The 23,323-nt window shown below is 72.5% G+C and carries 23 protein-coding genes; 12 read left to right on the top strand and 11 right to left on the bottom strand.

The genetic code is table 11. The annotated features are described in order from the left end of the window. Positions 1-249: 249 nt before the first annotated feature. On the bottom strand, positions 250-1,944 hold the full coding sequence (locus ACF07V_RS24365; RefSeq protein ID WP_392157104.1) for a PucR family transcriptional regulator: 1,695 nt from the start codon (positions 1,942-1,944) through the stop codon (positions 250-252). A gap of 305 nt (positions 1,945-2,249) precedes the next feature. Between ACF07V_RS24365 and ACF07V_RS24360 the strand changes: the two genes are divergently transcribed. The 6 genes from ACF07V_RS24360 to ACF07V_RS24335 all read left to right on the top strand — a co-directional run bounded on the left by ACF07V_RS24360 (position 2,250) and on the right by ACF07V_RS24335 (position 11,444). Continuing rightward, on the top strand, positions 2,250-3,140 hold the full coding sequence (locus tag ACF07V_RS24360) for a xanthine dehydrogenase family protein subunit M (protein WP_041131867.1): 891 nt from the start codon (positions 2,250-2,252) through the stop codon (positions 3,138-3,140). 2 nt (positions 3,141-3,142) lie between these two features. Further along, complete coding sequence (locus ACF07V_RS24355) at positions 3,143-3,739, top strand: (2Fe-2S)-binding protein (protein ID WP_369147274.1); 597 nt, start codon at positions 3,143-3,145, stop codon at positions 3,737-3,739. Between the two features lie 2 nt (positions 3,740-3,741). Next, the gene (gene pucD, locus ACF07V_RS24350) at positions 3,742-6,135 is read left to right on the top strand and encodes a xanthine dehydrogenase subunit D (RefSeq protein WP_392157102.1); all 2,394 of its coding nucleotides are present in this window, start codon (positions 3,742-3,744) and stop codon (positions 6,133-6,135) included. Positions 6,136-6,408: 273 nt separating this feature from the next. After that, positions 6,409-7,881, top strand: a complete 1,473-nt coding sequence (locus tag ACF07V_RS24345; protein WP_392157100.1) for an NCS2 family permease — start codon at positions 6,409-6,411, stop codon at positions 7,879-7,881. Positions 7,882-7,922: 41 nt separating this feature from the next. Further along, positions 7,923-9,059, top strand: a complete 1,137-nt coding sequence (locus ACF07V_RS24340; RefSeq protein ID WP_392157099.1) for an XdhC family protein — start codon at positions 7,923-7,925, stop codon at positions 9,057-9,059. 45 nt (positions 9,060-9,104) lie between these two features. Next, positions 9,105-11,444, top strand: a complete 2,340-nt coding sequence (locus ACF07V_RS24335) for a bifunctional serine/threonine protein kinase/MFS transporter (RefSeq protein ID WP_392157098.1) — start codon at positions 9,105-9,107, stop codon at positions 11,442-11,444. On the opposite strand, the gene ACF07V_RS24330 is transcribed toward ACF07V_RS24335, so the two are convergent. The 3 genes from ACF07V_RS24330 to ACF07V_RS24320 form a co-directional block, all read right to left on the bottom strand. Then, a complete protein-coding gene (locus tag ACF07V_RS24330) occupies positions 11,441-11,680 on the bottom strand; it encodes a hypothetical protein (RefSeq protein ID WP_392157097.1) in 240 nt (79 codons plus the stop codon). The two genes, ACF07V_RS24335 and ACF07V_RS24330, sit on opposite strands and share 4 nt — an antisense overlap. After that, positions 11,677-12,312 (bottom strand): TNT domain-containing protein, encoded by a 636-nt coding sequence (locus tag ACF07V_RS24325; RefSeq protein ID WP_392157625.1) that lies wholly within the window; start codon positions 12,310-12,312, stop codon positions 11,677-11,679. The genes ACF07V_RS24330 and ACF07V_RS24325 overlap by 4 nt, the downstream gene beginning before the upstream one ends. A gap of 336 nt (positions 12,313-12,648) precedes the next feature. Further along, a complete protein-coding gene (locus tag ACF07V_RS24320; RefSeq protein WP_369147281.1) occupies positions 12,649-13,254 on the bottom strand; it encodes a TetR/AcrR family transcriptional regulator in 606 nt (201 codons plus the stop codon). A gap of 115 nt (positions 13,255-13,369) precedes the next feature. Between ACF07V_RS24320 and ACF07V_RS24315 the strand changes: the two genes are divergently transcribed. Continuing rightward, positions 13,370-14,521, top strand: a complete 1,152-nt coding sequence (locus tag ACF07V_RS24315) for an acyl-CoA dehydrogenase family protein (protein ID WP_392157095.1) — start codon at positions 13,370-13,372, stop codon at positions 14,519-14,521. Between the two features lie 66 nt (positions 14,522-14,587). Here the strand turns inward: ACF07V_RS24315 and ACF07V_RS24310 are convergent, their stop codons facing one another. The 3 genes from ACF07V_RS24310 to cynR all read right to left on the bottom strand — a co-directional run bounded on the left by ACF07V_RS24310 (position 14,588) and on the right by cynR (position 16,871). Continuing rightward, positions 14,588-15,211, bottom strand: a complete 624-nt coding sequence (locus tag ACF07V_RS24310; RefSeq protein WP_392157094.1) for an ankyrin repeat domain-containing protein — start codon at positions 15,209-15,211, stop codon at positions 14,588-14,590. 38 nt (positions 15,212-15,249) lie between these two features. Beyond that, on the bottom strand, positions 15,250-15,816 hold the full coding sequence (locus ACF07V_RS24305; RefSeq protein WP_392157624.1) for a heme-binding protein: 567 nt from the start codon (positions 15,814-15,816) through the stop codon (positions 15,250-15,252). A gap of 152 nt (positions 15,817-15,968) precedes the next feature. Further along, positions 15,969-16,871, bottom strand: coding sequence for a transcriptional regulator CynR (gene cynR, locus ACF07V_RS24300; RefSeq protein ID WP_392157092.1), 903 nt, complete (start codon positions 16,869-16,871; stop codon positions 15,969-15,971). Between the two features lie 83 nt (positions 16,872-16,954). Here cynR and ACF07V_RS24295 point away from each other — a divergent pair, with 83 nt between their 5' ends. Both ACF07V_RS24295 and cynS read left to right on the top strand, forming a co-directional pair. Continuing rightward, positions 16,955-17,551 carry a carbonic anhydrase gene (locus ACF07V_RS24295; protein WP_392157090.1) on the top strand — a complete coding sequence of 199 codons (597 nt, stop codon included), beginning with the start codon at positions 16,955-16,957 and terminating at the stop codon, positions 17,549-17,551. A gap of 221 nt (positions 17,552-17,772) precedes the next feature. Further along, positions 17,773-18,243, top strand: a complete 471-nt coding sequence (gene cynS / locus ACF07V_RS24290) for a cyanase (RefSeq protein ID WP_392157088.1) — start codon at positions 17,773-17,775, stop codon at positions 18,241-18,243. Positions 18,244-18,250: 7 nt separating this feature from the next. Here the strand turns inward: cynS and ACF07V_RS24285 are convergent, their stop codons facing one another. Continuing rightward, the gene (locus ACF07V_RS24285) at positions 18,251-18,868 is read right to left on the bottom strand and encodes a TetR/AcrR family transcriptional regulator (RefSeq protein WP_392157086.1); all 618 of its coding nucleotides are present in this window, start codon (positions 18,866-18,868) and stop codon (positions 18,251-18,253) included. A 191-nt stretch (positions 18,869-19,059) separates the two neighbouring features. Between ACF07V_RS24285 and ACF07V_RS24280 the strand changes: the two genes are divergently transcribed. From ACF07V_RS24280 to ACF07V_RS24270, 3 genes are all read left to right on the top strand, one after another. Then, a complete protein-coding gene (locus tag ACF07V_RS24280; RefSeq protein WP_392157085.1) occupies positions 19,060-19,821 on the top strand; it encodes an SDR family NAD(P)-dependent oxidoreductase in 762 nt (253 codons plus the stop codon). An 88-nt stretch (positions 19,822-19,909) separates the two neighbouring features. After that, entirely contained in the window at positions 19,910-20,617 is a 708-nt protein-coding gene (locus ACF07V_RS24275; RefSeq protein ID WP_392157084.1) for a TetR family transcriptional regulator, read from the top strand. 131 nt (positions 20,618-20,748) lie between these two features. Further along, entirely contained in the window at positions 20,749-21,132 is a 384-nt protein-coding gene (locus tag ACF07V_RS24270) for a zinc ribbon domain-containing protein (protein ID WP_392157082.1), read from the top strand. Between the two features lie 63 nt (positions 21,133-21,195). Here ACF07V_RS24270 and ACF07V_RS24265 read toward each other — a convergent pair whose 3' ends face one another. The 3 genes from ACF07V_RS24265 to ACF07V_RS24255 form a co-directional block, all read right to left on the bottom strand. Further along, positions 21,196-22,152, bottom strand: a complete 957-nt coding sequence (locus tag ACF07V_RS24265; RefSeq protein WP_392157080.1) for an electron transfer flavoprotein subunit alpha/FixB family protein — start codon at positions 22,150-22,152, stop codon at positions 21,196-21,198. A 33-nt stretch (positions 22,153-22,185) separates the two neighbouring features. Continuing rightward, positions 22,186-22,971, bottom strand: coding sequence for an electron transfer flavoprotein subunit beta/FixA family protein (locus tag ACF07V_RS24260; RefSeq protein ID WP_392157078.1), 786 nt, complete (start codon positions 22,969-22,971; stop codon positions 22,186-22,188). Positions 22,972-22,999: 28 nt separating this feature from the next. Further along, on the bottom strand, positions 23,000-23,323 hold a 324-nt coding region (locus tag ACF07V_RS24255; protein WP_392157076.1), incomplete at its 5' end, for an acyl-CoA dehydrogenase family protein.

Genomic DNA, 23,323 nt, shown 5'->3' with positions numbered 1-23,323 from the left:
CTGCACCCGGCCAAGGGGTCGGGTGAAAGATTTCACAAACTCTCGTCGGGGCGGAGACCGCCGCCCCGATCCGGCGCGACGGGCCGCCGGAACGCCGTTCGGCCCGTGATCACGCCGTTGATCAGGCCCGGGCCCGGTCTCCCGGACGGGGCGCGCGGGGGACGCCGAAGGCCCCGGCACCACTCCTCCGGACTCGCCCGAAGGAGTGAATGGCCGGGGCCCCGAACCGTTCGAACCGGCTCTCGCGGCTCAGCTCATCCGCAGCGCGAGGAAGAAGTCGAGCTTGTCCTCCAGACGGGAGAGATCACGGCCCGTGAGCTGCTCGATCCGGCCCACCCGGTAGCGCAGCGTGTTCACGTGCAGGTGGAGGCGGGTCGCACAGCGGGTCCAGGAGCCGTCGCAGTCCAGGAACGCCTCCAGGGTCGGGATGAGCTCCGCCCGGTGACGCCGGTCGTAGTCGCGCAGCGGGTCGAGCAGCCGGGCCGTGAAGGCCCGCCGCACGTCGTCCGGCACGAACGGCAGCAGCAGCACGTGCGAGGCCAGCTCGTGGTGCCCCGCGGCGCAGACCCGGCCCGGACGGGCGGCGGCCACCCGGCGGGCGTGCCGGGCCTCCTCCAGGGCCCCGCGCAGGCCCTCCGCCGAGTGCACGGCCGCGCTGACGCCCAGCGTGACGCGCCCGTCGTCGGAGAGGCCCGAGGCGAGCGGAGCCCGTACGGAGGCGAGCAGCGCGTCCGCGTGCAGCCCGAGGGCGGGGGCCGGGCCGTCGTCCTCGCTGTCCGGCAGCGGCCCCGCGGCCAGCGGGACCAGGGCGATCGCCTCGTCGCCGCTGTGCGCGACCGCGATCCGGTCGGCCGACTCGGCACCGATGGTCGCCGGGTCGACGAGGATCTCCTCCAGGAGCGCCTGCGCGACCGGCCCGCCGTCCACGGGGGTCTGACCGGCCTCCTGCTCCCACTCGACGCGGGCGACGACCACCTGCCAGTGCGGGGCCGTGCCGAGCCCGGGCAGCAGCACCGGGGCGGCGACCCGAAGCCGGGCGGCGATCTCGGCGGGCGCGGCGCCCGTCTGCACCAGCTCCAGGACCTCCTGGGCGAGCCGGCGGCGTACCGTACGGGCCGCGTCGCGCCGGTCGCGCTCGACGGCGATCAGCTGGGTGACGCCCTGGAGGAGGTCGAGCCGGGCCGCGGGCCAGTCACCGGCGTCCGCCTCGACGGCGAGCAGCCAGTCCGAAAGCACCGTCTCGCGCACGTCCCGGGAGGCGGGCGCGGCCCCCCGGCCGGTGTTGCGGATCGGGAAGAGCGAGTACGTGGCCCCGGCGACGCTCAGCCGGTGCGGGCCGCGTCGTCCGGTGCGGGTGGCGGCCAGGTGCTCACCGGCCAGGGTGGCGGCGAGCCCGGCTTCCAGGGGCTCCCCCGCGCCCGCGATCTGGCGGCCGGTGGGGGAGAGGACCCAGGCCCGCAGGTCCAGGTCGGAGCCGAGGAGGTCGAGGACGACCTCGGGTCCGCCGCCCGCGGGTCCGGAGGTCATGAGCCGCCGGTGGCGGTCGACGACGGCCGCCAGGTCGCCGGCCCGCTCGCCGGAGACCTGTCGAACAACGTGCTCGGTGATCGTCGCGAACGCAACGGATTCGTTCACCGCGAAGAGCGGAAGCCGATGGCGCAAACACGCCGCCACGAGATCGTCGGGGATGTCGCCGAGCTCGGCCTCGCCGGCGGCGAGGGCCGCCACTCCGGCCGAGGCCAGGATCCGGACGAAGGGCTCGGCGTCGGCCGGTTCCGTCCGCCAGGCGAGGCCGGTCAGCACCAGCTCGCCGCCGGACAGGTACCGGCTGGGGTCCTTCAGGTCCGTGGTCATCACGCCTCGGACGGTCCGGTCCAGCTCGTCGTCGCCGCCGAGCAGGCGCAGCCCGAGCGCGTCGTTCTCCAGCAGTGCGCGCAGCCGCATCGTGTCGCCGCCGTTCCTTCGTTCGGTGATGGTGGGTGTCGCGTTGTCGACGGTGGGGTGGTGCCACCGTTTCCAGGGGGAAACGGCGAGGGTTCTGTTCCCCGCCTTTCGTTCGAATCTACAAGACGACGACGGGGACCGGCCAACTCCTTCATGTTTTCGGTGACTGCACCCGGGCGATCGTGGCTTGTGTACTAGGCCACACACCGCGTGAACAGCACATGAACACGATGTCGAGGGCCGGCCGTCCCCCCGGACCCACCAGTTCGACCCCCGATCACCAGAATCACTAGAAGAGAGCCACCATGGACTTCCTTCGCCCCGCCAGCTGGGAGGAGGCGCTCGCCGCCAAGGCCGAGCACCCCACGGCCGTGCCCATCGCCGGTGGTACCGACGTCATGGTCGAGATCAACTTCGACCACCGGCGCCCCGAGTACCTCCTGGACCTGAACCGTATCGAGCTGCTGCGCGAGTGGGAGGTCGGCGAGGAGAACGTCCGCCTCGGCGCCTCCGTTCCGTACACGCAGATCATGGAGAACCTGCGCGCAGAGCTCCCGGGTCTGGCACTGGCCTCGCACACGGTCGCCTCCCCGCAGATCCGCAACCGCGGCGGCGTGGGCGGCAACCTCGGCACCGCGTCGCCGGCCGGCGACGCCCACCCGGCCCTGCTCGCCGCGGGCGCCGAGGTCGAGGTCGAATCGGTGCGCGGCAACCGCTTCATCCCGATCGACGAGTTCTACACGGGCGTGAAGCGCAACGCGCTCCAGCCCGACGAGCTCATCAAGACCGTCCACATCAAGAAGGCGGACGGCCCCCAGCAGTACTCCAAGGTCGGCACCCGCAACGCGATGGTCATCGCCGTCTGCGCCTTCGGCCTGGCCCTGCACCCGGAGACCCGGACCGTGCGCACCGGCATCGGTTCCGCCGCGCCGACCCCGATCCGCGCCAAGGAGGCCGAGGCCTTCCTGAACGCGGCTCTGGAAGAGGGCGGCTTCTGGGACAACGGCAAGATCATCACCCCCTCGATCGCGAAGCAGTTCGCCGACCTCTGCTCGGCCGCCGCGAACCCGATCGACGACGTCCGCGGCACCGCCAAGTACCGGCGCCACGCGGTCGGCATCATGGCTCGCCGCCAGCTCGGCTGGACCTGGGAGCAGTACCGCGGCGCCGGCCGCACGCTTGAGGGAGCTGCATAACCATGCGCGTCAATTTCACGGTCAACGGTCGTCCGCAGGAAGCCGACGACGTCTGGGAGGGCGAGTCCCTCCTCTACGTTCTGCGTGAGCGCCTGGGTCTGCCCGGCTCCAAGAACGCGTGCGAGCAGGGCGAGTGCGGTTCCTGCACCGTCCGTCTCGACGGCGTGCCGGTCTGCTCGTGTCTGGTCGCCGCCGGTCAGGTCGAGGGCCGCGAGGTCGTCACCGTAGAAGGCCTGGCGGAGTACGCCAAGGAGCGCGAGGCGCACGGCGGTTGCGCCACCGGCGCCTGCGGCGGCACCTCGGTCGACGCCGCCAAGAAGTGGGAGGCCAAGCCCCAGGACTCGCAGACCGGTGAGGGCATCGAACTCTCCCCGATCCAGCAGGCGTTCATCGACGCCGGCGCGGTCCAGTGCGGTTTCTGCACCCCCGGCCTGCTCGTCGCGGCCGACGAGATGCTGGAGCGCAACCCGTCCCCGACGGACGCGGACATCCGCGAGGCGCTCTCCGGCAACCTCTGCCGCTGCACCGGTTACGAGAAGATCCTCGACGCGGTCCGCCTCGCGGCCGCTCGCCAGGAGCGTCAGGGAGAGGCGGTCTGACGATGGCTCAGAACACACTGCCGGTGGGTACGCCCACCGACGTCACCCAGAACCACGTCAAGGGCGGCATCGGCGAGTCCACGCTCCGCCCGGACGGCACCCTCAAGGTCACCGGTGAGTTCGCGTACTCCTCGGACATGTGGCACGAGGACATGCTGTGGGGCCAGATCCTGCGCTCCACCGTCGCGCACGCCGAGATCGTGTCCATCGACACCTCCGAGGCCCTCACGATGGACGGCGTCTACGCCGTCCTGACCCACGAGGACCTGCCGGCCGCGAAGAACTACGGCATGGAGTTCCAGGACACCCCGGTCCTCGCCTACGGCAAGGTCCGTCACCACGGTGAGCCGGTCGCCCTCGTGGCCGCCGACCACCCGGAGACCGCCCGCCGCGCCGCCGCGAAGATCAAGATCGAGTACCGGGAGCTCCCGGTCATCACGGACGAGGCCTCCGCCCTCGCCCCGGACGCGATCCTGGTCCACGAGAACCGCGACGACCACCACTCCGGCCACGTGCCGCACCCGAACATCGTGCACCGCCAGCCGATCATCCGCGGCAACGCCGACGAGGCCGCCAAGCGCGCCGACGTCATCGTCAAGGGCGAGTACACCTTCGGCATGCAGGACCAGGCCTTCCTCGGCCCCGAGTCCGGCCTCGCCGTGCCGGCCGAGGACGGCGGCGTCGACCTGTACGTCGCCACCCAGTGGCTGCACTCGGACCTCAAGCAGATCGCCCCCTGCCTCGGCCTGCCCGAGGAGAAGGTCCGGATGACCATGGCCGGTGTCGGCGGCGCCTTCGGCGGCCGCGAGGACATCTCCATGCAGATCCTCGCCTCCATCCTCGCGCTGCGCACCGGCAAGCCGGTCAAGATGGTCTACAACCGGTACGAGTCCTTCTTCGGTCACGTCCACCGGCACCCGGCGAAGCTCTACTACGAGCACGGCGCCACCAAGGACGGCAAGCTCACGCACATGAAGTGCAAGATCGTGCTCGACGGCGGCGCGTACGCGTCGTCCACGGCCTCGGTCGTCGGCAACGCCTCCTCCCTCTCGGTCGGCCCGTACGTCATCGAGGACGTCGAGATCGAGGCGATCGGCCTCTACACCAACAACCCGCCCTGCGGCGCCATGCGCGGCTTCGGCGCGGTCCAGGCCTGCTTCGCCTACGAGGCGCAGATGGACAAGCTCGCGGCCAAGCTGGGCATGGACCCGGTGGAGCTGCGCCAGCTCAACGCCATGGAGCAGGGCACGATCATGCCGACCGGCCAGGTCGTGGACTCGCCGGCCCCGGTCGCCGAGCTGCTGCGCCGGGTCAAGGCCCGCCCGATGCCGCCGGAGCGCCAGTGGGAGACCGCCGGCGAGGGCGCGGACGTCCGCGCGCTGCCGGGCGGTCTGTCCAACACCTCGCACGGCGAGGGTGTCGTACGGGGCGTCGGCTACGCCGTCGGCATCAAGAACGTCGGCTTCTCCGAGGGCTTCGACGACTACTCGACCGCCAAGATCCGCATCGAGGTCATCAACGGCGAGGCCGTCGCCACCGTCCACACCGCCATGGCGGAGGTCGGCCAGGGCGGCGTCACGATCCACGCGCAGATCGCCCGTACCGAGCTCGGTGTCCAGCAGGTCACCATCCACCCCGCGGACACGCAGGTGGGCTCGGCCGGTTCGACCTCCGCGGGCCGTCAGACGTACATGACCGGCGGCGCCATCAAGAACTCCTGCGAGATCGTCCGCGAGAAGGTCCTGGAGATCGGCCGGCGCAAGTTCGGCTCGTACCACCCGGCCTGGGCCAACGCCGAACTCCTCCTGGAGGGCGGCAAGGTCGTCACCGACGGCGGCGAGGCCCTCGCCTCCATCGCGGACGTCCTGGAGGACCAGGTCGTGGAGGTCGAGGAGGAGTGGCGCCACCGGCCCACCCAGGCCTTCGACCTCGTCACCGGCCAGGGCGACGGCCACGTCCAGTACGCCTTCGCCGCGCACCGCGCGGTGGTCGAGGTGGACACCGAGCTCGGTCTCGTCAAGGTCATCGAGCTGGCCTGCGCGCAGGACGTCGGCAAGGCGGTCAACCCGCTCTCCGTGGTCGGCCAGATCCAGGGTGGCACCACCCAGGGCCTGGGCGTAGCGGTGATGGAGGAGATCATCGTCGACCCGAAGACCGCGAAGGTGCGCAACCCCTCCTTCACGGACTACCTGATCCCGACGATCCTCGACACGCCGACCATCCCGGTCGACTACCTCGAGCTGGCCGACCCCAACGCGCCGTACGGCGTCCGGGGCATCGGCGAGGCCCCGACCCTGTCGTCCACCCCGGCCGTCCTCGCGGCGATCCGGGCGGCGACGGGCCTGGAGCTCAACAAGACGCCGGTCCGCCCCGAGGCGCTCACCGGCACCCTGTAGGACTCTCCGGGCGGTGTGTGCCTCCCAGGAACGTCACACTTCCCCCGCCCGCACCGCCCGGAGCACTCCCCCCTGGGGATACCCGCATCACCGCAGTACCCGCATCACCGCAGTAATCGCTTCACTTCAGTACCCGCTTCACGGCAGTACCCCGTTCGTCTCGGGCCGTCCCCCGGGTCGTGCAGCCAACGAAATATCCCAAATCCCGCAGATTCAACGTCAGAGCTTCGAAGTCTGATGCGGGTGCCCCTTTGAACCTTGGGAGTAGGCCCCATGACCCAGTCGTCTGTGGAGCCCAAGACCGCCTCGGAGGACGCGGGCTCCGGCTCCAACGTCCCCGCCGGCCGTTCTTGGCTCGACCGGTACTTTCACATCTCGGAGAGAGGATCCACCGTCGCGACGGAGATCCGCGGCGGCGTCACCACCTTCATGGCGATGGCGTACATTCTCCTGCTCAACCCGATCCTCCTCGGGGGCCCGGACGTCGACAAGCACGTCCTCGCCACCTCCGCCGTCATCACGGCGACCGCCTTCGCGGCGGCGGTGACCACCCTGCTGATGGGCTTCGTCGGCAAGGTCCCGCTCGTCCTCGCGGCGGGACTCAGCGTCTCCGGTGTGCTCGCGACCCAGGTCGTGCCCCAGATGACGTGGCCCCAGGCCATGGGCATGTGTGTCGTCTACGGTGTGGTGATCTGCCTCCTGGTGGTCACCGGTCTCCGCGAGATGATCATGAACGCGATTCCGCTGCCGCTCAAGCACGGCATCACCATCGGCATCGGCCTCTTCATCGCGCTGATCGGCTTCAACAAGGCCGGCTTCGTCGGCGCCGGTCCCCAGTTCGGTCCGCCCATCACCATGGGCTCCGGCGGCGAGCTCGTCGGCTGGCCCGTACTGATCTTCGCGGTCACCCTGCTCGCGATCTTCGCGCTCCAGGCCCGCAAGATCCCGGGCGCGATCCTCATCGGCATCGTCGGCGGCACCATCATCTCGCTGATCGTCAACGCGGTCGCGGACATCCCGGCCAAGGGCCCGGGCTCCTGGGCCAACGGCGCCCCCGAGCTCAAGGGCAGCGCGGTCTCCAGCCCGGACTTCTCGCTCTTCGGCGACGTCTCCTTCGGCGGCTGGGGCGACGTCGGCTACATCACCGTCGGCGTCATCGTCTTCACCCTGGTCCTGGCCGGCTTCTTCGACGCCATGGCCACCATCATCGGCGTCGGCACCGAGGCCAACCTCGCGGACGACAAGGGCCGGATGCCCGGCCTCTCCAAGGCGCTGTTCATCGACGGCGCGGGCGGTGCGATCGGCGGCGTCTCCGGCGCCTCCGGCCAGACCGTGTTCGTGGAGTCCGCCACCGGCGTCGGCGAGGGCGCCCGTACCGGCCTCTCCTCGACGGTCACCGGTCTGTTCTTCGCGGCCTGCCTCTTCTTCACGCCGATCACCCAGATCGTGCCCCGTGAGGTCGGCTCCGCCGCCCTGGTCGTCATCGGCGCGATGATGATGATGAACGCCAAGCACGTGAACTGGGGCGACAGCTCCGTCGCCATCCCGGTCTTCCTGACCGTCGTCCTGATGCCCTTCACCTACAGCATCACCCCGGGTGTCGCGGCCGGCGTCATCGCCTACACCGTCATCAAGGTGGCGCAGGGCAAGGCGCGCGAGGTCGGTGCCTTCATGTGGGCCCTGACCGCGATCTTCATCGTGTTCTTCGCCCTTCATCCGATCGAGGGTTGGCTGGGCGTCAGCTGACGTCCGAGAATCACCCTCCGTACACACCCAAGGAGACCGACATGCTGGACATCGCCGAAGAGCTGCACCGGTGGGTCGAGCAGGGACGCACCTTCGCCGTCGCCACCGTGGTGGCCGTCGGTGGCAGCGCGCCCCGGCAGCCGGGAGCCGCACTCGCCGTCGACAGCGACGGCACGGCGATCGGGTCGGTCTCCGGCGGGTGTGTGGAGGGCGCGGTCTACGACCTGTGCGTCCAGGCCCTCGAAGACGGCAGGACCGTCGTCGAGCGCTTCGGCTACAGCGACGAGGACGCCTTCGCGGTCGGCCTGACCTGCGGCGGCATCATCGACATCCTCGTCACCCCGATCCGCGGCGGGGTCTTCCCCGCCGCGCTGGCCGCCGCCGTCTCGGGGGAGGCGGCGGCCCTGGCCCGGATCGTCGACGGACCGGAGGACCTGTTGGGGCAGGCCCTCCTGGTCCGCCCCGACGGCTCGTACGAGGGGAAGCTCGGCGGCCACCCCGAGCTGGACCGCACCGCGGCCGGCGAGGCCCGCGCGATGCTCGACGCGGGCCGCACCGGCACCGTGGAGATCGGTGAGGACGGCAGCCGCTGCGGACAGCCGCTGACCCTCCTGGTCGAGTCCTCCGTCCCCGCCCCCCGCATGATCGTCTTCGGCGCCATCGACTTCGCCGCCGCACTCGTCCGGGTCGGCAAGTTCCTCGGCTACCACGTCACCGTCTGCGACGCGCGGCCCGTCTTCGCGACCCCCGCCCGCTTCCCCGAGGCCGACGAGATCGTCGTCGACTGGCCCCACCGCTACCTGGAGTCGACCGAGGTCGACGGCCGGACCGTGCTCTGCGTCCTCACGCACGACGCCAAGTTCGACGTGCCCCTCCTCCGGACCGCCCTGAAGCTTCCCGTCGCCTACATCGGCGCGATGGGCTCCCGCCGCACCCACGAGGACCGCAACGAGCGGCTCCGCGAGGTCGGCGTCACCGAACTCGAACTCGCCCGTCTCCGCTCCCCGATCGGCCTCGACCTCGGCGCGCGCACGCCCGAGGAGACCGCCCTCTCGATCGGCGCCGAGATCGTGGCCAACCGCCGCGGCGGCAGCGGCCTCTCCCTCACGGGCGCCCACACCCCGATCCACCACGACGGACCGCGCGAACCGGACGGACGCATAGGTTCGGTCGCATAGCTCCGTTCCCCGGACCCCGCCGGTCCCGGCGGATAGATTCGGGACGTGGATCCGCTCACCCCCGAAGACCCGACGCACGTAGGCCCGTACCGTCTCATCGCCCGTCTGGGGGCGGGCGGCATGGGCCTCGTCTACCTCGGCCGCGACGACGTCGGCCGTACGGTCGCCGTCAAGGTCGTCCAGTCCGAGTACGCCGCCCAGCCGGAGTTCCGCAGACGCTTCGCCCGCGAGGTGGCGGCCGCCCGGAGAGTCGGCGGCAGCTGGACCGCGGACGTCCTCGACGCGAACACCGACACCGGGGTCGCGGTGCCCTGGGTCGCCACCCAGTACATCGCCGGTCCCGATCTGACCACCGTCGTCGCCCGGGACTTCGGCCCGCTGCCCGAGCACTCCGTCCGCGTCCTCGCCAACCGCCTCGCCCTCGCGCTGCGCGTCGTGCACGAGGCCGGCCTGATCCACCGCGACCTCAAACCGTCCAACGTCCTGGTGACGGTCGACGGGCCCCGCGTCATCGACTTCGGCATCGCCCGCGCCATGGACAGCCTGGCCGGGGACAGCCTGCACACCCGCACCGGCATGCTGATCGGCTCGCCCGGCTTCATGTCCCCGGAGCAGGTCCGCGGCCTCGAACTCACCGCCGCCAGCGACGTGTTCTGCCTCGGGGCCGTCCTCGTGTACGCCGCCACCGGGCGCCACCTCTTCGGCGCCACCGACACCGGTCTGAACGCCCACCTCTTCCGGGTCGCCGAGGAGGAGCCCGACCTCACCGGCGTCCCCGAGGCACTGCTCGGCCTCGTCCGCGCCTGTCTGGAGAAGGACCCGGCCGCACGGCCCACGCCCGAGCGGATCGCCGCCCTCACCGACGGGGACGGCGGCGGGGTCTGGCTGCCGGGTGAGGTCCTGGCCCAACTGGGGCGGCACGCCGCCCGGTTGCTGGACTATGTGCCGGCGGCGCGGGCCGAGGTGCCGGCCGAGCAGCCCGTGATGCGGCCCGTCGCTCAGCCCGTGACGGAGACGGCGCCCCGCGACTCGGCACCGGCGCCCGCACCGGCGCCCGCCTACACCCCCACGGCTCCGGCCCACGAGGTCCCCGCCCCGTCGACCGGCCGCGGGTGGGGCCTGGCGGTGATCGTGCTCGCCCAACTGGCGGTGCTGCTCGGGGCGGTGGCGCACGACCCGTTCGGCCTCGACCGGGAGAACCCGGAGCTGTACTCCTTCGCCGTTCCCTTCGCGGCCCTCCTGCTGCTCGGCGGGCACCTCGCCGACCGGCTCGGCGCCAGACGGACCCTGGTCGTCGGCCTCACGGGACTTGTGGCCGCCTGTGTGCTCCGCGGCTTCGCCGTCGAGATCGCCCCCACCGCGGTGCTGATCACGGCCCGCGTCCTCCAGGGCGGCTTCGGCGCACTGGTGACGGCGGCGGCGCTGACCCTGGTGGCCACCGCCTTCCCCGAACCGGGGGCACGGGCCAGGGCCTTCGGTGTCTACGCCACGGCCGGCATCGGCGCGCCGATCGTCGCGTTCCAGCTCGCCTGGCTGGACTGGGGTCCGGTCCTGGGCATCGCCGCCGTCCTCGCCGTGATCGCCCTGGCCGGGGTCCGCGTTCTGCCGCAGCACCGCCCGGACCGCACCGGCACCCGCTTCGACCTGCCCGGAGTCCTGCTCGGAGCCTTCGCGACCGCCCTGCTCATGTACGGCTCCATCAAGGCGACGCACGGCTGGGGCGGCCCCCTGGCCATGGGCCTGCTCGTCGGCGGCGCGGCGGTGCTGGGGGGCTTCCTGGGGTGGCAGAGCATCGCCTCGCACCCGCTGCTGCCCCCGTACGTCCTCAAGGACCGCAACAGGCTCGGCGGGCTCCTCGCCATGCTCCTCGCAGGCGCCGGCATCCTCGCCCTGCTGCCGCCCCTGGCGTCGATCCTGGTCTGGGACCTCGGGTACTCCCTGCCCCAGGCCGGTCTCGCCCTGCTGCCCATGGTCGCCGCGATCGCCGTGGCCGCCGTCCTGGTCGCCCCGCGGCTGCTGCGCCGGCGCACGGCGCCCCGCGTCCTCGTGGTCGCGGGCCTGGTGCTCACCCCGCTCGGCGTGGCCCTGACCATCGTCGCGGTCGAGGGCGGCGCCGGATACCCGGTCCTGCTCCCGGCCACCCTCCTCGCGGGTCTCGGGATCGGCCTCGCCTTCATGCCACTCTTCGCCATCGTGGTCGCCGCCGGCCTCGGCCGGCACACCGGCGCGGCGGCGGCCGCCGCCGTCACGGCCCAGACGCTGGGCACGGAATTCGGCGCGGCAGCCGCCGTCGGCCACGGCGGGCCGCCCTGGTGGGCGGTCGTCTGCCTGCTGCTCGCGGGCCTCGTCACGGGCCTGCTGGTGACGACCAGGGCGACGGCCTAGACGCCCAGCAGACCCCGCAGGTGGGCGCAGGCCGACGCCTCCGTGTCGTGCGTGGCGACCGGTTCGTACGAGCCCCGCTCGTACACCCCGGTCTCCCAGCCGCCGCCCGGCCGCGTCCGCAGATAGACGAAGTCGGGCGGGGTGGGCGCCGGTTCGTGGACGCCCTCGATCCAGTAGTACGCGGCGGGCACCCCGGCCTCCCGGAGTGCCCGCTCCAGCGCGCCGCGGTCGGTCACGCGGGGACGCGCACCAGGTAGCCGTTGTCGAGCAGCCACTTCACGTTGAGGCGCTGGCCCTCGCCCGGGTTCAGGAACGCCGGGTCCAGCTTGATCTGGCGGCCGCCGCCCGGCTGCTCGAACCAGGGTGCGATGGAGCCCTCCCAGACGACGAAGGTCCTCGTCACCTCGTACAGGTGGTAGTCGCAGGGGAAGGCCTCGTCACGGGTGTTGAGGTTCTGCGGGGGCAGCGCCCGCTCGGCGTAGGCGTCGCCGGCCGGGGCCAGGTAGGAGCCGTACTCCGAGCCGAAGCGGTCCAGACGCTCGCCCTCCTCCAGGAGCTCCGGCGCCTTGTCGACGGTGCCGTTGACCTCGGCGAAGCCGTCGTTCGGCGGGTACTTCCAGCTGCCGGTGTCAGCCGGGCCCTCCCAGTACTTCTTCAGGAAGTCGGCGGAGGAGAGCTGCCCGGTCCGGTGGTAGCGGTTGAGGAGCGGGCCGACCGGCTCCTGCCACCTCTTCGGCAGGAACTTCGGGCCGAGCCGCTTGTCGCCCTCGAACTCCCCGGTGCAGGGGGCCGGGGGAGCGGCGACGGGCTTCTCGGCGGGGGCGGCCTGTGCCGCGGGGGCCGCGGCGAGGGCGGCGGTGACGCCCATGGCGGCGAGGACGGCACGGATCCTGAGGACGGTACGGCTGCGCTCCACGCGGAGGCTCCCTGGGGTGGGGTGGTCAGTGGCGCGGCACACAGTAGTGGATCACCTGCGCAGAGTGATCGAACGCGGGACGGGATCCGGCCACGCGTGGCGCCCCGGCGGTTCGGGGTGGGGAGGGGCCGGTTCGAGTGCTTCGGGGGCGGGCTCATGCGCCGCCGGGGGCGGGGCCCGGCCCCCGACGTTGGCCGCCTCGGGCGCCGGTCGGGTCCGCCAGGGCGTCGTCAGGGGCCTCGCTCGGGCGCCGGCCGGGGCCGCTCGGGCCCTCCGTCGGCCGTCGAGTCAGGCCTTGCGGAGGCCGCTGAGCAGGAGTTCGGCCAGCTGCTCGTACGCCTCGGCGTCGGCCAGGCCCGTCGCCGCGGCCACCTGGCGGCGCTGGATGCGGACCATCACCGAGGAGATGACGTCGGCCGCGAAGGTCACGTGCACCTCGCGGAACACCCCGGCCCGCACGCCCTCCTCGATGAGCTGCTGCACCCGGCCCGCCGCCGCGCGCGTGTTCCGCTCGTACACCTCGGCCGCCGGCTCGAAGGCCGCCACGTCGTCGAAGAACGCCGGCGAGACGGGCGCCAGCTCGGCCGAAACCGCCCGCAGATAGGCGGCGAGCCGCTCGGCCGGGTCCGTCGCGGCGGCGAGGACCGCCTCGACCCGGGCCGTGGCGCGCCGGAAGAAGTGCACGACCGCCGCCCGGACCAGCTGCTCCTTGCTGCCCGCCAGGCCGTACAGGGTCCGCTTCGAGCAGCGCAGCCGCGCCGCGAGATCGTCGAGCGTCAGCCGGGCGAAGCCCTCGCCGACGAGGAGGGCGACGAGCTCCTCGAAGAGGGCGGAGCGGCGCGCCGCTCCGCGGCCCGTCAGCTTGGGGGCGTCGGCGGCGGAGGTCTCGATCACCCCGCCAGTATTCCAGGCCGGTCGTTCGGGGGGTTACGGCGGCACCCTTCTGCGCTACGCTAACCGGTACTGCAGTACCTTCCCCAGTACCACTTTGCGCGCCGCTGGAGTCGCCATGGATGTCGACCGCCTGCTTCCCACCCCCGAGGCAGCGGACCTCATCGCCCTCACCCGGGAGATCGCCGACAAGGAGCTCTCTCCGCGGGTGGACGAGCACGAGGCCGCCGAGAGCTATCCCGAAGGGCTCTTCCCGACCCTCGGCGAGGCCGGGCTCCTGGGCCTCCCGTACCCGGAGGAGTTCGGCGGCGGAGGCCAGCCGTACGAGGTCTACCTGCAGGTCCTGGAGGAGCTCGCCGCGCGCTGGGCGGCCGTCGCCGTCGCCACCAGCGTCCACACCCTCGCCAGCCACCCCCTGCACACCTTCGGCACCCCGGAGCAGAAGGAGCGCTGGCTGCCCGCGATCCTCGAGGGCCGGACCATCGGCGGCTACAGCCTCTCCGAGCCGCAGGCCGGCTCCGACGCCGCCGCCCTCACCTGCAAGGCCGAGCGCCAGGACGACGGCAGCGGCTACCGGATCACCGGCACCAAGGCGTGGATCACCCACGGCGGGAAGGCCGACTTCTACGCCCTCTTCGCCCGTACGGCCCCCGGCAGCCACGGGATCTCCTGCTTCCTCGCGCCCGGTGCCACCGAAGGCCTGAGCTTTGGCGCGCCCGAGCGCAAGATGGGCCTCCAGGCCGTGCCGACGACGGCCGCGTACTGGGACGGCGCCCTCATCGAGGGGGACCGCCGCATCGGGGACGAGGGCCAGGGGCTCCAGATCGCCTTCAGCGCGCTCGACAGCGGCCGCCTCGGCATCGCCGCCTGCGCGACGGGCCTCGCCCAGGCCGCCCTCGACGCCGCCGTGGCGTACGCCAACGAGCGCACCACCTTCGGCCGCCGGATCGTCGACCACCAGGGCCTCGGCTTCCTCCTGGCCGACATGGCCGCCGCCGTCGACGCGGCCCGCGCCACCTACCTGGACGCGGCCCGCCGCCGCGATCTCGGCCGCCCCTTCAGCCGCCAGGCCAGCGCGGCCAAGCTCATCGCCACGGACACGGCCATGAAGGTCACCACGGACGCCGTCCAGGTCTTCGGCGGTTACGGCTACACCCGGGACTTCCCGGTCGAGCGGTACATGCGCGAGGCGAAGATCATGCAGATCTTCGAGGGCACCAACCAGATCCAGCGGCTGGTGATCAGCCGGGGGCTCGCCCAGCCGGCCTGATCCCGGAGTACCGTCCGGCCCCGGCCGCAGCTCGGCGCCGGGGGCGGACGGCTTTCCGAGGAGGGCTCAGGCGGCCCTGCCGAGGGACCCGCCCGAGTCGGCCCTCCGGAGCAGGGCGGCGATCTCGATGAGGCCGTGGCGTTCGGCGTGGTGGAGGGCCGTGCGGCCGTGCGGGTCGGGGAGTCCCGGGTCGGCGCCCGCCGCGAGGAGCAGGGCGACGACCTTCTGGTGCGCGCCGCCGCCGTCGCCGAGGATCACCGCCTCCAGGAGCGCGGTCCAGCCGAGCCGGTTGACGTGGTCGACGTCGATCGCGGTCTCGTGGAGCACGGCGCGGACGTACGGCACGTGGCCGCGTTCCGCGGCGGGGATGAGGGCGGTGCCGCCGTAGCGGTTCGTCAGCTTCAGGTCGGGGCCCGCCGGGAGCAGCGCGCGCATCATGGCCACGCTGCCGGTGACGCCGGTGACGAGCCAGGGGGTGTCGGACCGGTCGTCCCGGGCGTTCGGGTCGGCGCCCGCGGCGAGGAGCGCCCGCGCGGCGGGGACGTGGTCGCGCAGCGCGGCCCGCAGCAGCGGGGTGCGGCGGTGCCGGTCGCGGACGTCGACGCGGGCCCCCGCGCCGAGGGCCGCGCGGACGGCGACGGTGTCCCCGTCCGCGGCGGCTGCCAGGAGGGTGTGATCGAGCGCGTTCATGGCGGGTGTCCTCGTACGCGGGCGCCTGACGTGGATCTCTACTTGCCGAGGGCGGCGACACCGGCCCGGGCGAACTTCTCGTCGAGGTCGCCCGAGGGAGCACCCGCGACACCGATGCCCGCGATCGGGGCGCCCTTGGCGGTCACCGGGGCGCCGCCGGCGAGGAAGAGGGTGCCGGGGATGTCCTTCAGCGTCGGGGCGTTGGTGAGGCGCTTGGCGAGCTCGGAGGTCGGGGCGTTCCAGGAGACCGCGGTGTACGCCTTCTTGACGGCCGACTCGTAGGACTGCGGGCCCGCGCCGTCGCCGCGCAGGGTGACGAGGGTGTTGCCGTTGCGGTCGACGACCGCGACGGAGACCCGCTGGTTCTCCTTCTCGGCGGCGTCCAGGGTCGCCTGCGCGGCCTTCGTGGCGGCCTCGATCGTCAGATGCGTGGAACGGGTCGTGTTCTTGTTCCCGGCGTCCGCCTTGGCGGTGGCGGCGGCCGGCGCGGCCGCCGTGTCCTCGCCGGTGGCGCTCGCGGAGTAGGCCCCGAAGCCACCGAGGGCGAGGGCGGCGACGATCGCGCCGCCGGTCACGACACGGGTGCGCGAGGAGGCCTTCTTCACGTGCTTCATGGGATCTGCTCCAGTGAACTCGGGGAACCGCGGGGGCCGTCGGGATGCCGTGGCCCGTTCTGCTCTCCATCCTGGTGCCGTACCCTGCCGCCGTCCGTCGTCGTCCCGGCTGCACCCGGCTCCCCGGGCGGTGGACCCCGGGGTCATCCGATCGGTTGACCCTCCTCCGCCCACCGCGCCGCCAGTTCGGCGAAGGCCCCCGCCGCCGCGCTCCGGTAGCCCGCCGCGCGCCGGAGGAGGGCGACACCCCGGGTCGGCAGCGCGGGGGAGAGCGGCACCGGGCTCAGCCAGGGGTGGTCCCGGGTGACGGCGTCGGGCAGGACGGTGGCCAGCGCGGTGCGCCGGACGATCTCGGTGAGCGCGGTCACCGAGTTGGCCTCCACCGCGATCGCCGGCCGGACGCGGTGCTCGGAGACGTACGCGTCGATGTGCAGCCGGGTCGCGAAGTCCGCGCTGAGGAGCGCCAGGTGATGGCCGTTCAGTTCTGCGGCCCGTACCGGCTCCGTACGGCCCGCGAAGGGATGGCCGGGGCCCACGACGAGGCCGAGGGTCTCCGTGAACAGCTCCGTGGCCTCGACGCCCGCGAGGTGCTCCCCGTGGAAGGCGATGCCGAGATCGAGCCGGTCGGCGAGGAGCTCGGCCTCGATGCGGTCCTGCGGCAGCTCCCGCACCTCCACGCCGATGCTCGGATGGCGGGTGTGGAAGCCCGCGACGAGGGGGCCGGCGAGGTACGCGGTGAACGTGGGCGTGACCGCGAGCCGGAGGTGGCCCCGGGACAGGTCGTGCACGTCGAGCACGGCCCGCTCGCCCGCCGCCAGGTCCCGCAGGGCGCGCCGGGCGTAGCGCGCGTAGGTCTCCCCGGCGTCGGTGAGGCGCACGGTGCGGCCGGTGCGGTCCAGGAGCTGCGCCCCGAGCGCCTTCTCCAGCTGCTTGATCTGCTGGGACAAGGTGGGCTGGGCGATCCGGAGCTCTTCGGCGGCGCGGGTGAAGTTCGCGTGCTCGGCGACGGCGAGCAGATAGCGGAGATGACGGAGTTCCGGCTGCATACGGCTGACTATAGATCGGATCTATCGCTGAGATCGACAGCAGGTCTTGGACGCTATAGGGCCAGGTCGTGCACGGTAGGGACATGCCCCACTTCGCCGAGGGAATCGCCCGCTTCCAGCGGGAGATCTTCCCTGCCAAGGCCGGCCTCTTCGCCCGCCTGGCCACCGCCCACCGGCCCGGCACGCTGTTCATCGGCTGCTCGGACGCCCGCGTCGTACCCGAACTGATCACCCAGACCGATCCCGGCGAACTCTTCGTCATCCGCACCGCGGGCAACCTCGTCCCCGCCCACACCCCGGGCACCGACGGAGTCACCGCCGGTGTCGAGTACGCCGTCACCGTCCTGGGCGTGAAGGACATCGTCGTCTGCGGGCACTCCGCCTGCGGCGCGATGACCGCGCTCGCCGAGGGCCACGACCTGAGCACCGCGCCCGCCGTCGCCGCCTGGCTGCGGCACGCCGACGCCTCGCTCGCCCGCGCCGCCGCCGGCGGGAGGGTCGACGTGGCCGCCCTCGTGCGGGAGAACGTCGCCGCGCAGCTGGCCAACCTGGCCACCCACCCCTCGGTGGCCCGCGCCCTCGCCGCGGGCGAAGTGCGGCTGCACGGCTGGGTCTTCGACATCGCCGACGGCACCGTCGAGGAGCTCCCCGCCACGGCGCGCCCCGCGCTCGCCGCCTGATCCCGCCCCCGCAAAACCCCAAGGCCCCGTAAAGCCCCGGGGGCCCGTAAAGCCCCGAGGGGCCGTAAAACCCCAAGGCCCCGTAAAACCCCGAGGGCCCGTAAAACCCCAAGGCCCCGTAAAACCCCAAGGCCCCGTAAAGCCCCGGGGGCCCGTAAAGCCCCGAGGCCCCCGTAAAGCCCCGAGGCCTCGGTAGAACCCCAAGGAAGGACGTACCTCTCATGGTGCACGCCCAGTTCGACCCCACCGCCCGCCGCGCCCTCGCGATCGCCGCCGTCGACGCCAAGATCCGCAAGGACCTGAGCTGGCAGCGGATCGCGGACGCCGCAGGCCTCTCCGTCGCCTTCACCACCGCCGCCGTCCTCGGTCAGCACGCGCTGCCGGAGGAGTCCGCGCAGGCCGTCGCCGAGCTCCTCGGCCTGGACGAGGACGCCGTGCGCCTGCTCCGGACGATCCCCACCCGCGGCTCGCTCGACGGCGCCGTCCCCACCGACCCGACCATCTACCGCTTCTACGAGATGCTCCAGGTCTACGGCACCACGCTGAAGGAGCTCGTCCACGAGCAGTTCGGCGACGGCATCATCTCCGCGATCAACTTCAAGCTGGACGTGAAGAAGGTCGCCGACCCCGAGGGCGGCGAGCGCGCCGTCATCACGCTCGACGGCAAGTACCTGCCGACCAGGCCCTTCTGACGGTCACTCAGCCGGTGGCGGAGGCCCGGCTCTCCTCGGCGCCGAGGAGAGCCAGGGAATCGGCCCACAGGGCGTCGAGGCGACCCGGGTCGTCGTACAGCTTGGCGAACAGCACCCGGCCCTCCAGGAGGGCGACCAGGGCCCGCGCGGCCGCGTCGGTGTCGGCCACCCCGACGTCGCCGCTCGCGCGGGCCTCGGCGAGGGTCTCCGCGACCAGGGCCACCTGCTCGTCGAAGATCTCCCGCAGCCGCTCGCGGACGCTCTCCGTCCGGGTGCTCAGCTCCAGGGCCAGGTTCCCGAGGAGGCAGCCCGTGACCGTGCCGCAGCTCTCCCGGCCGGCCCGCAGCTCGGCCTCCGTGGACTCGTACAGGCGGCGCAGCCGCCGGAGCGGAGGGACGTCCCAGCCGAGCGCGCGCGTCCACTCGGCGCGCTGGCCGGCCCAGTGCTCCTCGACGACGGCGAGGGCCAGCTCCTCCTTCGACGCGAAGAAGTAGTAGAAGCTGCCCTTCGGCACACCGGCCGCCGTGCAGATCTCGGCCACGCCCAGGGCGGAGTAGCCGCGCGACAGCATCAGCGTCCTCGCGGCGGTCAGGATGCGCTCGCGCGCGTCACTCGTTCGCCCCATGGCGAGAGTGTACGACCGGTCGACTATCCGCTGTGGCGGCCGTCCGGCATCCCCTTCCAGGGGTGCGGCCTGCGGTTCTATGGTGGGCGGCGCAGATCGCGCGGACCGCGCGGTCCTCCGCGGGCACGCGCCCGATCCGGCGGCCAACCCGGCGGCAGGGTCGCACCCGCACGACACGAACGAGGAGTTCCATGGACATCGCCGGCTCCGCCGCTCTCGTCACCGGCGCCGCTTCCGGCCTCGGCGCCGCCACCGCCGCAGCGCTCGCCGCCCGTGGCGCCACCGTCTACGGCCTGGACCTGGACAAGGCCGTGGCCGCCGCAGGGCCGCTGCCCGAGGGCGTCCGGCTGCTCGCCGCGGACGTCACCGACGAGGAGCAGGTCCGCGAGGCGCTCGCCGCGATCGACGCCGACGGCGCCGAGCTGCGGCTCGCCGTGAACTGCGCGGGCATCGCCCCCTCCGCCCGCATCCTGGGCCGCAAGGGACCGCACGACCTCGACCTGTTCCGTGCGGTGCTCAACGTCAACCTGCTCGGCACCTTCAACGTGATGCGGCTCGCCGCCGAGGCCATCGCCCGCCACGAGCCCGACGAGCACGGGCAGCGCGGCCTCGTCGTCAACACCGCCTCCATCGCGGCCTTCGAGGGCCAGGTCGGGCAGATCGCGTACGCCGCCTCCAAGGCGGGCGTCGCCGGGATGACGGTCACCGCCGCGCGCGACCTGGCGCAGTTCGGCATCCGGGTCGTCACCATCGCCCCCGGCATCGTCGACACCCCGATGATGGCCGGCTTCGGCGAGGACGTCCGGGCCGGTCTGGCCGCGAGCGTCACCTTCCCGCAGCGCCTCGCGCGCCCGGAGGAGTACGCCCGGCTCGTGACGATGATCGCCGAGCACGACTACCTCAACGGCGAGACGATCCGCATGGACGGCGCCCTTCGCATGACGGCCCGCTGAGCCTCCGTACCCTCGCGAGAGCACTCGGTGCCGGATTCTTCCGGCACCGAGTTCCACATGGACCCCGTCCGGGTGTTAGGTTCGGGCCATGGGAACAGCGTCGTCGAACTCCACGAAGCCCGCGATGCGGGACTCCCTCATCGCCGCGGCCTTCCAGCTCTTCCTGGAGCGGGGCTACGAGCAGACCACCGTCGACGACATCGTCACGCTCGCGGGCGTCGGCCGGCGGTCCTTCTTCCGGTACTTCCCGTCGAAGGAGGACGTGGTCTTCCCCGACCACGAGCAGTGCCTCGCCGACATGACCCGCTTCCTCGCCGCGAGCGCCGACTCCGACGACCCGGTCGTCCGGGTCTGCGACGCCGCCCGGCTCGTCATGCGGATGTACGCGGAGAACCCCACCTTCTCCGTGCAGCGCTACCGGCTCACCCGTGAGGTGACCGGGCTGCGGACCTACGAGCTGTCGGTGGTCTGGCGGTACGAGAAGACCCTCGGCGACTATCTGCGCACCCGCTGGGCCGACCGCAAGGACGGGACCCTGCGCGCCAACGTCGTCGCGGCGGCCGTGGTCGCCGCCCACAACCACGCCCTGAGGCACTGGCTGCGCTCGGGCGGCGAGGGCGACCCGCTGGCCGAGGTCGACGGGGCCCTGGAGTTCGTGCGCGGCACCTGGGCCACCGGGCAGGCCGTGGACGCGCCGGCCGAGGAGGCCGAGGACGTCGTCGTGGTGATCACCAAGCGGTCCACCCCCATGTGGCGCGTGGTGCGCGAGGTGGAGTCGAGCCTCGGCGAGGGCTGAGGGGATCACGAAAGGGCCACAGGGTTCTCAGTATCTCTAATTGAGGGAACTCAGGTCTTTATTTGATGGCACTCAGTGCCATATCTTTGCTCCATGCACGGTCGAGCCGCCGAGTGCAAGGAGAAGGCATCGTGTTCCACACGGGACTGAGGAGCGGGACCGCCATCCAGGCCGAGGATTCGGCCCCCGACTCCGAGCTGTACTTCCAGCGCTGCCGCTGGTGCCACACCACCACCTTCCAGCGCCTGCTCTGTCCGACCTGCGGGTCGACCGACCTGGCGCCCGAACTCAGCGACGGCGAGGGCGTGATCTCCGTACGCCGCGGGGTCGCCGCCGCCGATGCCGACCTCTGGCCGGTCCACATGACGGAGGGCTTCGTGGTCCGCTGCCGGGTCGACGGACCCCCGCACGCGGTGCGCCCCGGGGTCCGGGTCAAGGTCTCCGGCGCCGCGGTCTCCGGGCGCAGGCCGGTCGTCCGGCTCTGCGAGGAGGTCCCGCTCGACGGCTGGTACTGAGCGCGAGCACGACGAAGGGGCGGGTGGCACAGAGTGCCACCCGCCCCTTCGTGCTGCGTGAGGTCAGCGCGCGCCGATCTCGTCCGTCAGCTGCGGCAGCACCTCGAAGAGGTCGCCGACCACGCCGTAGTCGACCAGGTCGAAGATCGGGGCCTCGGGGTCCTTGTTGACCGCGACGATCGTCTTCGAGGTCTGCATGCCGGCCCGGTGCTGGATCGCGCCGGAGATGCCCGCCGCCACGTACAGCTGCGGCGAGACCTGCTTGCCGGTCTGGCCGACCTGGTTGGAGTGCGGGTACCAGCCGGCGTCGACGGCGGCACGGGAGGCGCCGACGGCCGCGCCGAGCGAGTCGGCCAGCTTCTCGACGACGGCGAAGCCCTCGGCCGCGCCGACACCGCGGCCGCCGGAGACCACGATCGCGGACTCGGTCAGCTCGGGGCGGCCGGTGGAGACGCGCGGGGTGCGCGAGACGACCTTGGCGGCGTTGCCGGTGAAGGCGACGGTGACGTCCTCGACCGTGCCGGCGGCCGGGGCGGCCTCCGGGGCGGCGGAGTTCGGCTTGACGGTGATGACCGGGACGCCGTGCGAGACCGTCGACTTCACCTGGTACGAGGCGGCGAAGACGGACTGGGTGGCGACCGGGCCGTTCTCGCCGGCCTCCAGCTCCACGGCGTCGGTGATCAGGCCGGAGCCGAGGCGGAGCGCGACGCGGGCCGCGATCTCCTTGCCCTCGCCGGAGGAGGTCACCAGGACGGCGGCCACCCCCTTGTCCTTCGCGATCTGGGTGAGCGCGTCGACCTTCGGGACGACGAGCTGCTCGGCGAACTCGGCGCCGTCCGCGACGTAGACGGTGGCCGCGCCGTACTCGCCGGCCGTGGCGGCGATCGAGGCGGTGGCCTCGCCGGCGCCGAGGACGACGGCGGTGGGCTCGCCGATGCGGCGGGCCAGGGTCAGCAGTTCGAGGGCCGGCTTGCGGACCGCACCGTCGGCGTGGTCCACGAGAACCAGGATCTCAGCCATGATTCCTTGCTCCTGAGGTGGTGTGACGGTGGGTCAGATGAACTTCTGGGTGGCTAGGAACGCGGCGAGCTGCTTGCCGCCGTCGCCCTCGTCCGTGACGATCGTGCCCTGCGTACGGGCCGGGCGGGCGGCCGCCGAGTCGACCAGGGTCCACGAGCCGCCGAGGCCGACCTCGTCGGCGTCGATGTCCAGGTCGTCCAGGTCCAGCTCCTCGACCGGCTTCTTCTTGGCGGCCATGATCCCCTTGAAGGAGGGGTAGCGGGCCTCGCCGGACTGGTCGGTGACCGAGACGACGGCCGGCAGCGGGGCCTCCAGGTGCTCGGTGGCGGCGTCGCCGTCACGGCGGCCCTTCACGAGGCCGTCCTCGACGGAGAGCTCCGAGAGCAGGGTGACCTGCGGCAGGCTCAGGCGCTCGGCGAGCAGCGCGGGCAGCACGCCCATCGTGCCGTCGGTCGAGGCCATGCCGCAGACGACCAGGTCGAAGCCGGTCTTCTCCAGGGCCTTCGCCAGGATCGCGGAGGTGGCGATGACGTCGGAGCCGTGGATCGACTCGTCGTTGACGTGGACGGCCTTGTCGGCGCCCATCGACAGCGCCTTGCGCAGGGCGTCCTTGGCATCGTCCGGGCCCACGGTGACGACGGTGACCTCGGCGTCGTCGGACTCCTCCGAGATGCGGAGCGCCTGCTCGACGGCGTACTCGTCGAGCTCCGACAGCAGACCGTCGACGGCCTCGCGGTCGGTCGTCAGGTCGTCGGCGAAACCGCGGTCGCCGGTCGCGTCGGGGACGTACTTCACACAGACAGCGATCTTCAGGGTCACGGCCTGTCTCCTTTCGAGAGGCTGGTGGTTACGGGAGGTTGCGGGCCATGACGATGCGCTGGACCTGGTTGGTGCCCTCGTAGATCTGGGTGATCTTGGCGTCGCGCATCATGCGCTCGACGGGGTAGTCGCGGGTGTAGCCGTAGCCGCCGAGGAGCTGGACGGCGTCGGTGGTGACCTCCATGGCGACGTCGGAGGCGAAGCACTTGGCCGCGGCGCCGAAGAAGGTGAGGTCGTTGTCGACGCGCTCGGACTTGGCGGCGGCGGCGTAGGTGAGCTGGCGGGCGGCCTCGAGCTTCATGGCCATGTCGGCGAGCATGAACTGCACGCCCTGGAAGTCGGCGATGGGCTT

Origin of the sequence: Streptomyces sp. NPDC015661, from assembly GCF_043077765.1 — a bacterium.
GTDB lineage: Bacteria > Actinomycetota > Actinomycetes > Streptomycetales > Streptomycetaceae > Streptomyces.
This window is presented reverse-complemented; position numbering and strand designations above follow the sequence as displayed.

What these genes read in the sequence shown, in the direction of transcription:
- ACF07V_RS24365 (WP_392157104.1), bottom strand. Translation starts at nt 1,944, where the DNA reads ATGCGGCTGCGCGCACTGCTGGAGAACGACGCGCTCGGGCTGCGCCTG.
- ACF07V_RS24360 (WP_041131867.1), top strand. Translation starts at nt 2,250, where the DNA reads ATGGACTTCCTTCGCCCCGCCAGCTGGGAGGAGGCGCTCGCCGCCAAG.
- ACF07V_RS24355 (WP_369147274.1), top strand. Translation starts at nt 3,143, where the DNA reads ATGCGCGTCAATTTCACGGTCAACGGTCGTCCGCAGGAAGCCGACGAC.
- pucD (WP_392157102.1), top strand. Translation starts at nt 3,742, where the DNA reads ATGGCTCAGAACACACTGCCGGTGGGTACGCCCACCGACGTCACCCAG.
- ACF07V_RS24345 (WP_392157100.1), top strand. Translation starts at nt 6,409, where the DNA reads ATGACCCAGTCGTCTGTGGAGCCCAAGACCGCCTCGGAGGACGCGGGC.
- ACF07V_RS24340 (WP_392157099.1), top strand. Translation starts at nt 7,923, where the DNA reads ATGCTGGACATCGCCGAAGAGCTGCACCGGTGGGTCGAGCAGGGACGC.
- ACF07V_RS24325 (WP_392157625.1), bottom strand. Translation starts at nt 12,312, where the DNA reads ATGGGCGTCACCGCCGCCCTCGCCGCGGCCCCCGCGGCACAGGCCGCC.
- ACF07V_RS24315 (WP_392157095.1), top strand. Translation starts at nt 13,370, where the DNA reads ATGGATGTCGACCGCCTGCTTCCCACCCCCGAGGCAGCGGACCTCATC.
- ACF07V_RS24310 (WP_392157094.1), bottom strand. Translation starts at nt 15,211, where the DNA reads ATGAACGCGCTCGATCACACCCTCCTGGCAGCCGCCGCGGACGGGGAC.
- cynR (WP_392157092.1), bottom strand. Translation starts at nt 16,871, where the DNA reads ATGCAGCCGGAACTCCGTCATCTCCGCTATCTGCTCGCCGTCGCCGAG.
- ACF07V_RS24295 (WP_392157090.1), top strand. Translation starts at nt 16,955, where the DNA reads ATGCCCCACTTCGCCGAGGGAATCGCCCGCTTCCAGCGGGAGATCTTC.
- cynS (WP_392157088.1), top strand. Translation starts at nt 17,773, where the DNA reads ATGGTGCACGCCCAGTTCGACCCCACCGCCCGCCGCGCCCTCGCGATC.
- ACF07V_RS24285 (WP_392157086.1), bottom strand. Translation starts at nt 18,868, where the DNA reads ATGGGGCGAACGAGTGACGCGCGCGAGCGCATCCTGACCGCCGCGAGG.
- ACF07V_RS24280 (WP_392157085.1), top strand. Translation starts at nt 19,060, where the DNA reads ATGGACATCGCCGGCTCCGCCGCTCTCGTCACCGGCGCCGCTTCCGGC.
- ACF07V_RS24275 (WP_392157084.1), top strand. Translation starts at nt 19,910, where the DNA reads ATGGGAACAGCGTCGTCGAACTCCACGAAGCCCGCGATGCGGGACTCC.
- ACF07V_RS24265 (WP_392157080.1), bottom strand. Translation starts at nt 22,152, where the DNA reads ATGGCTGAGATCCTGGTTCTCGTGGACCACGCCGACGGTGCGGTCCGC.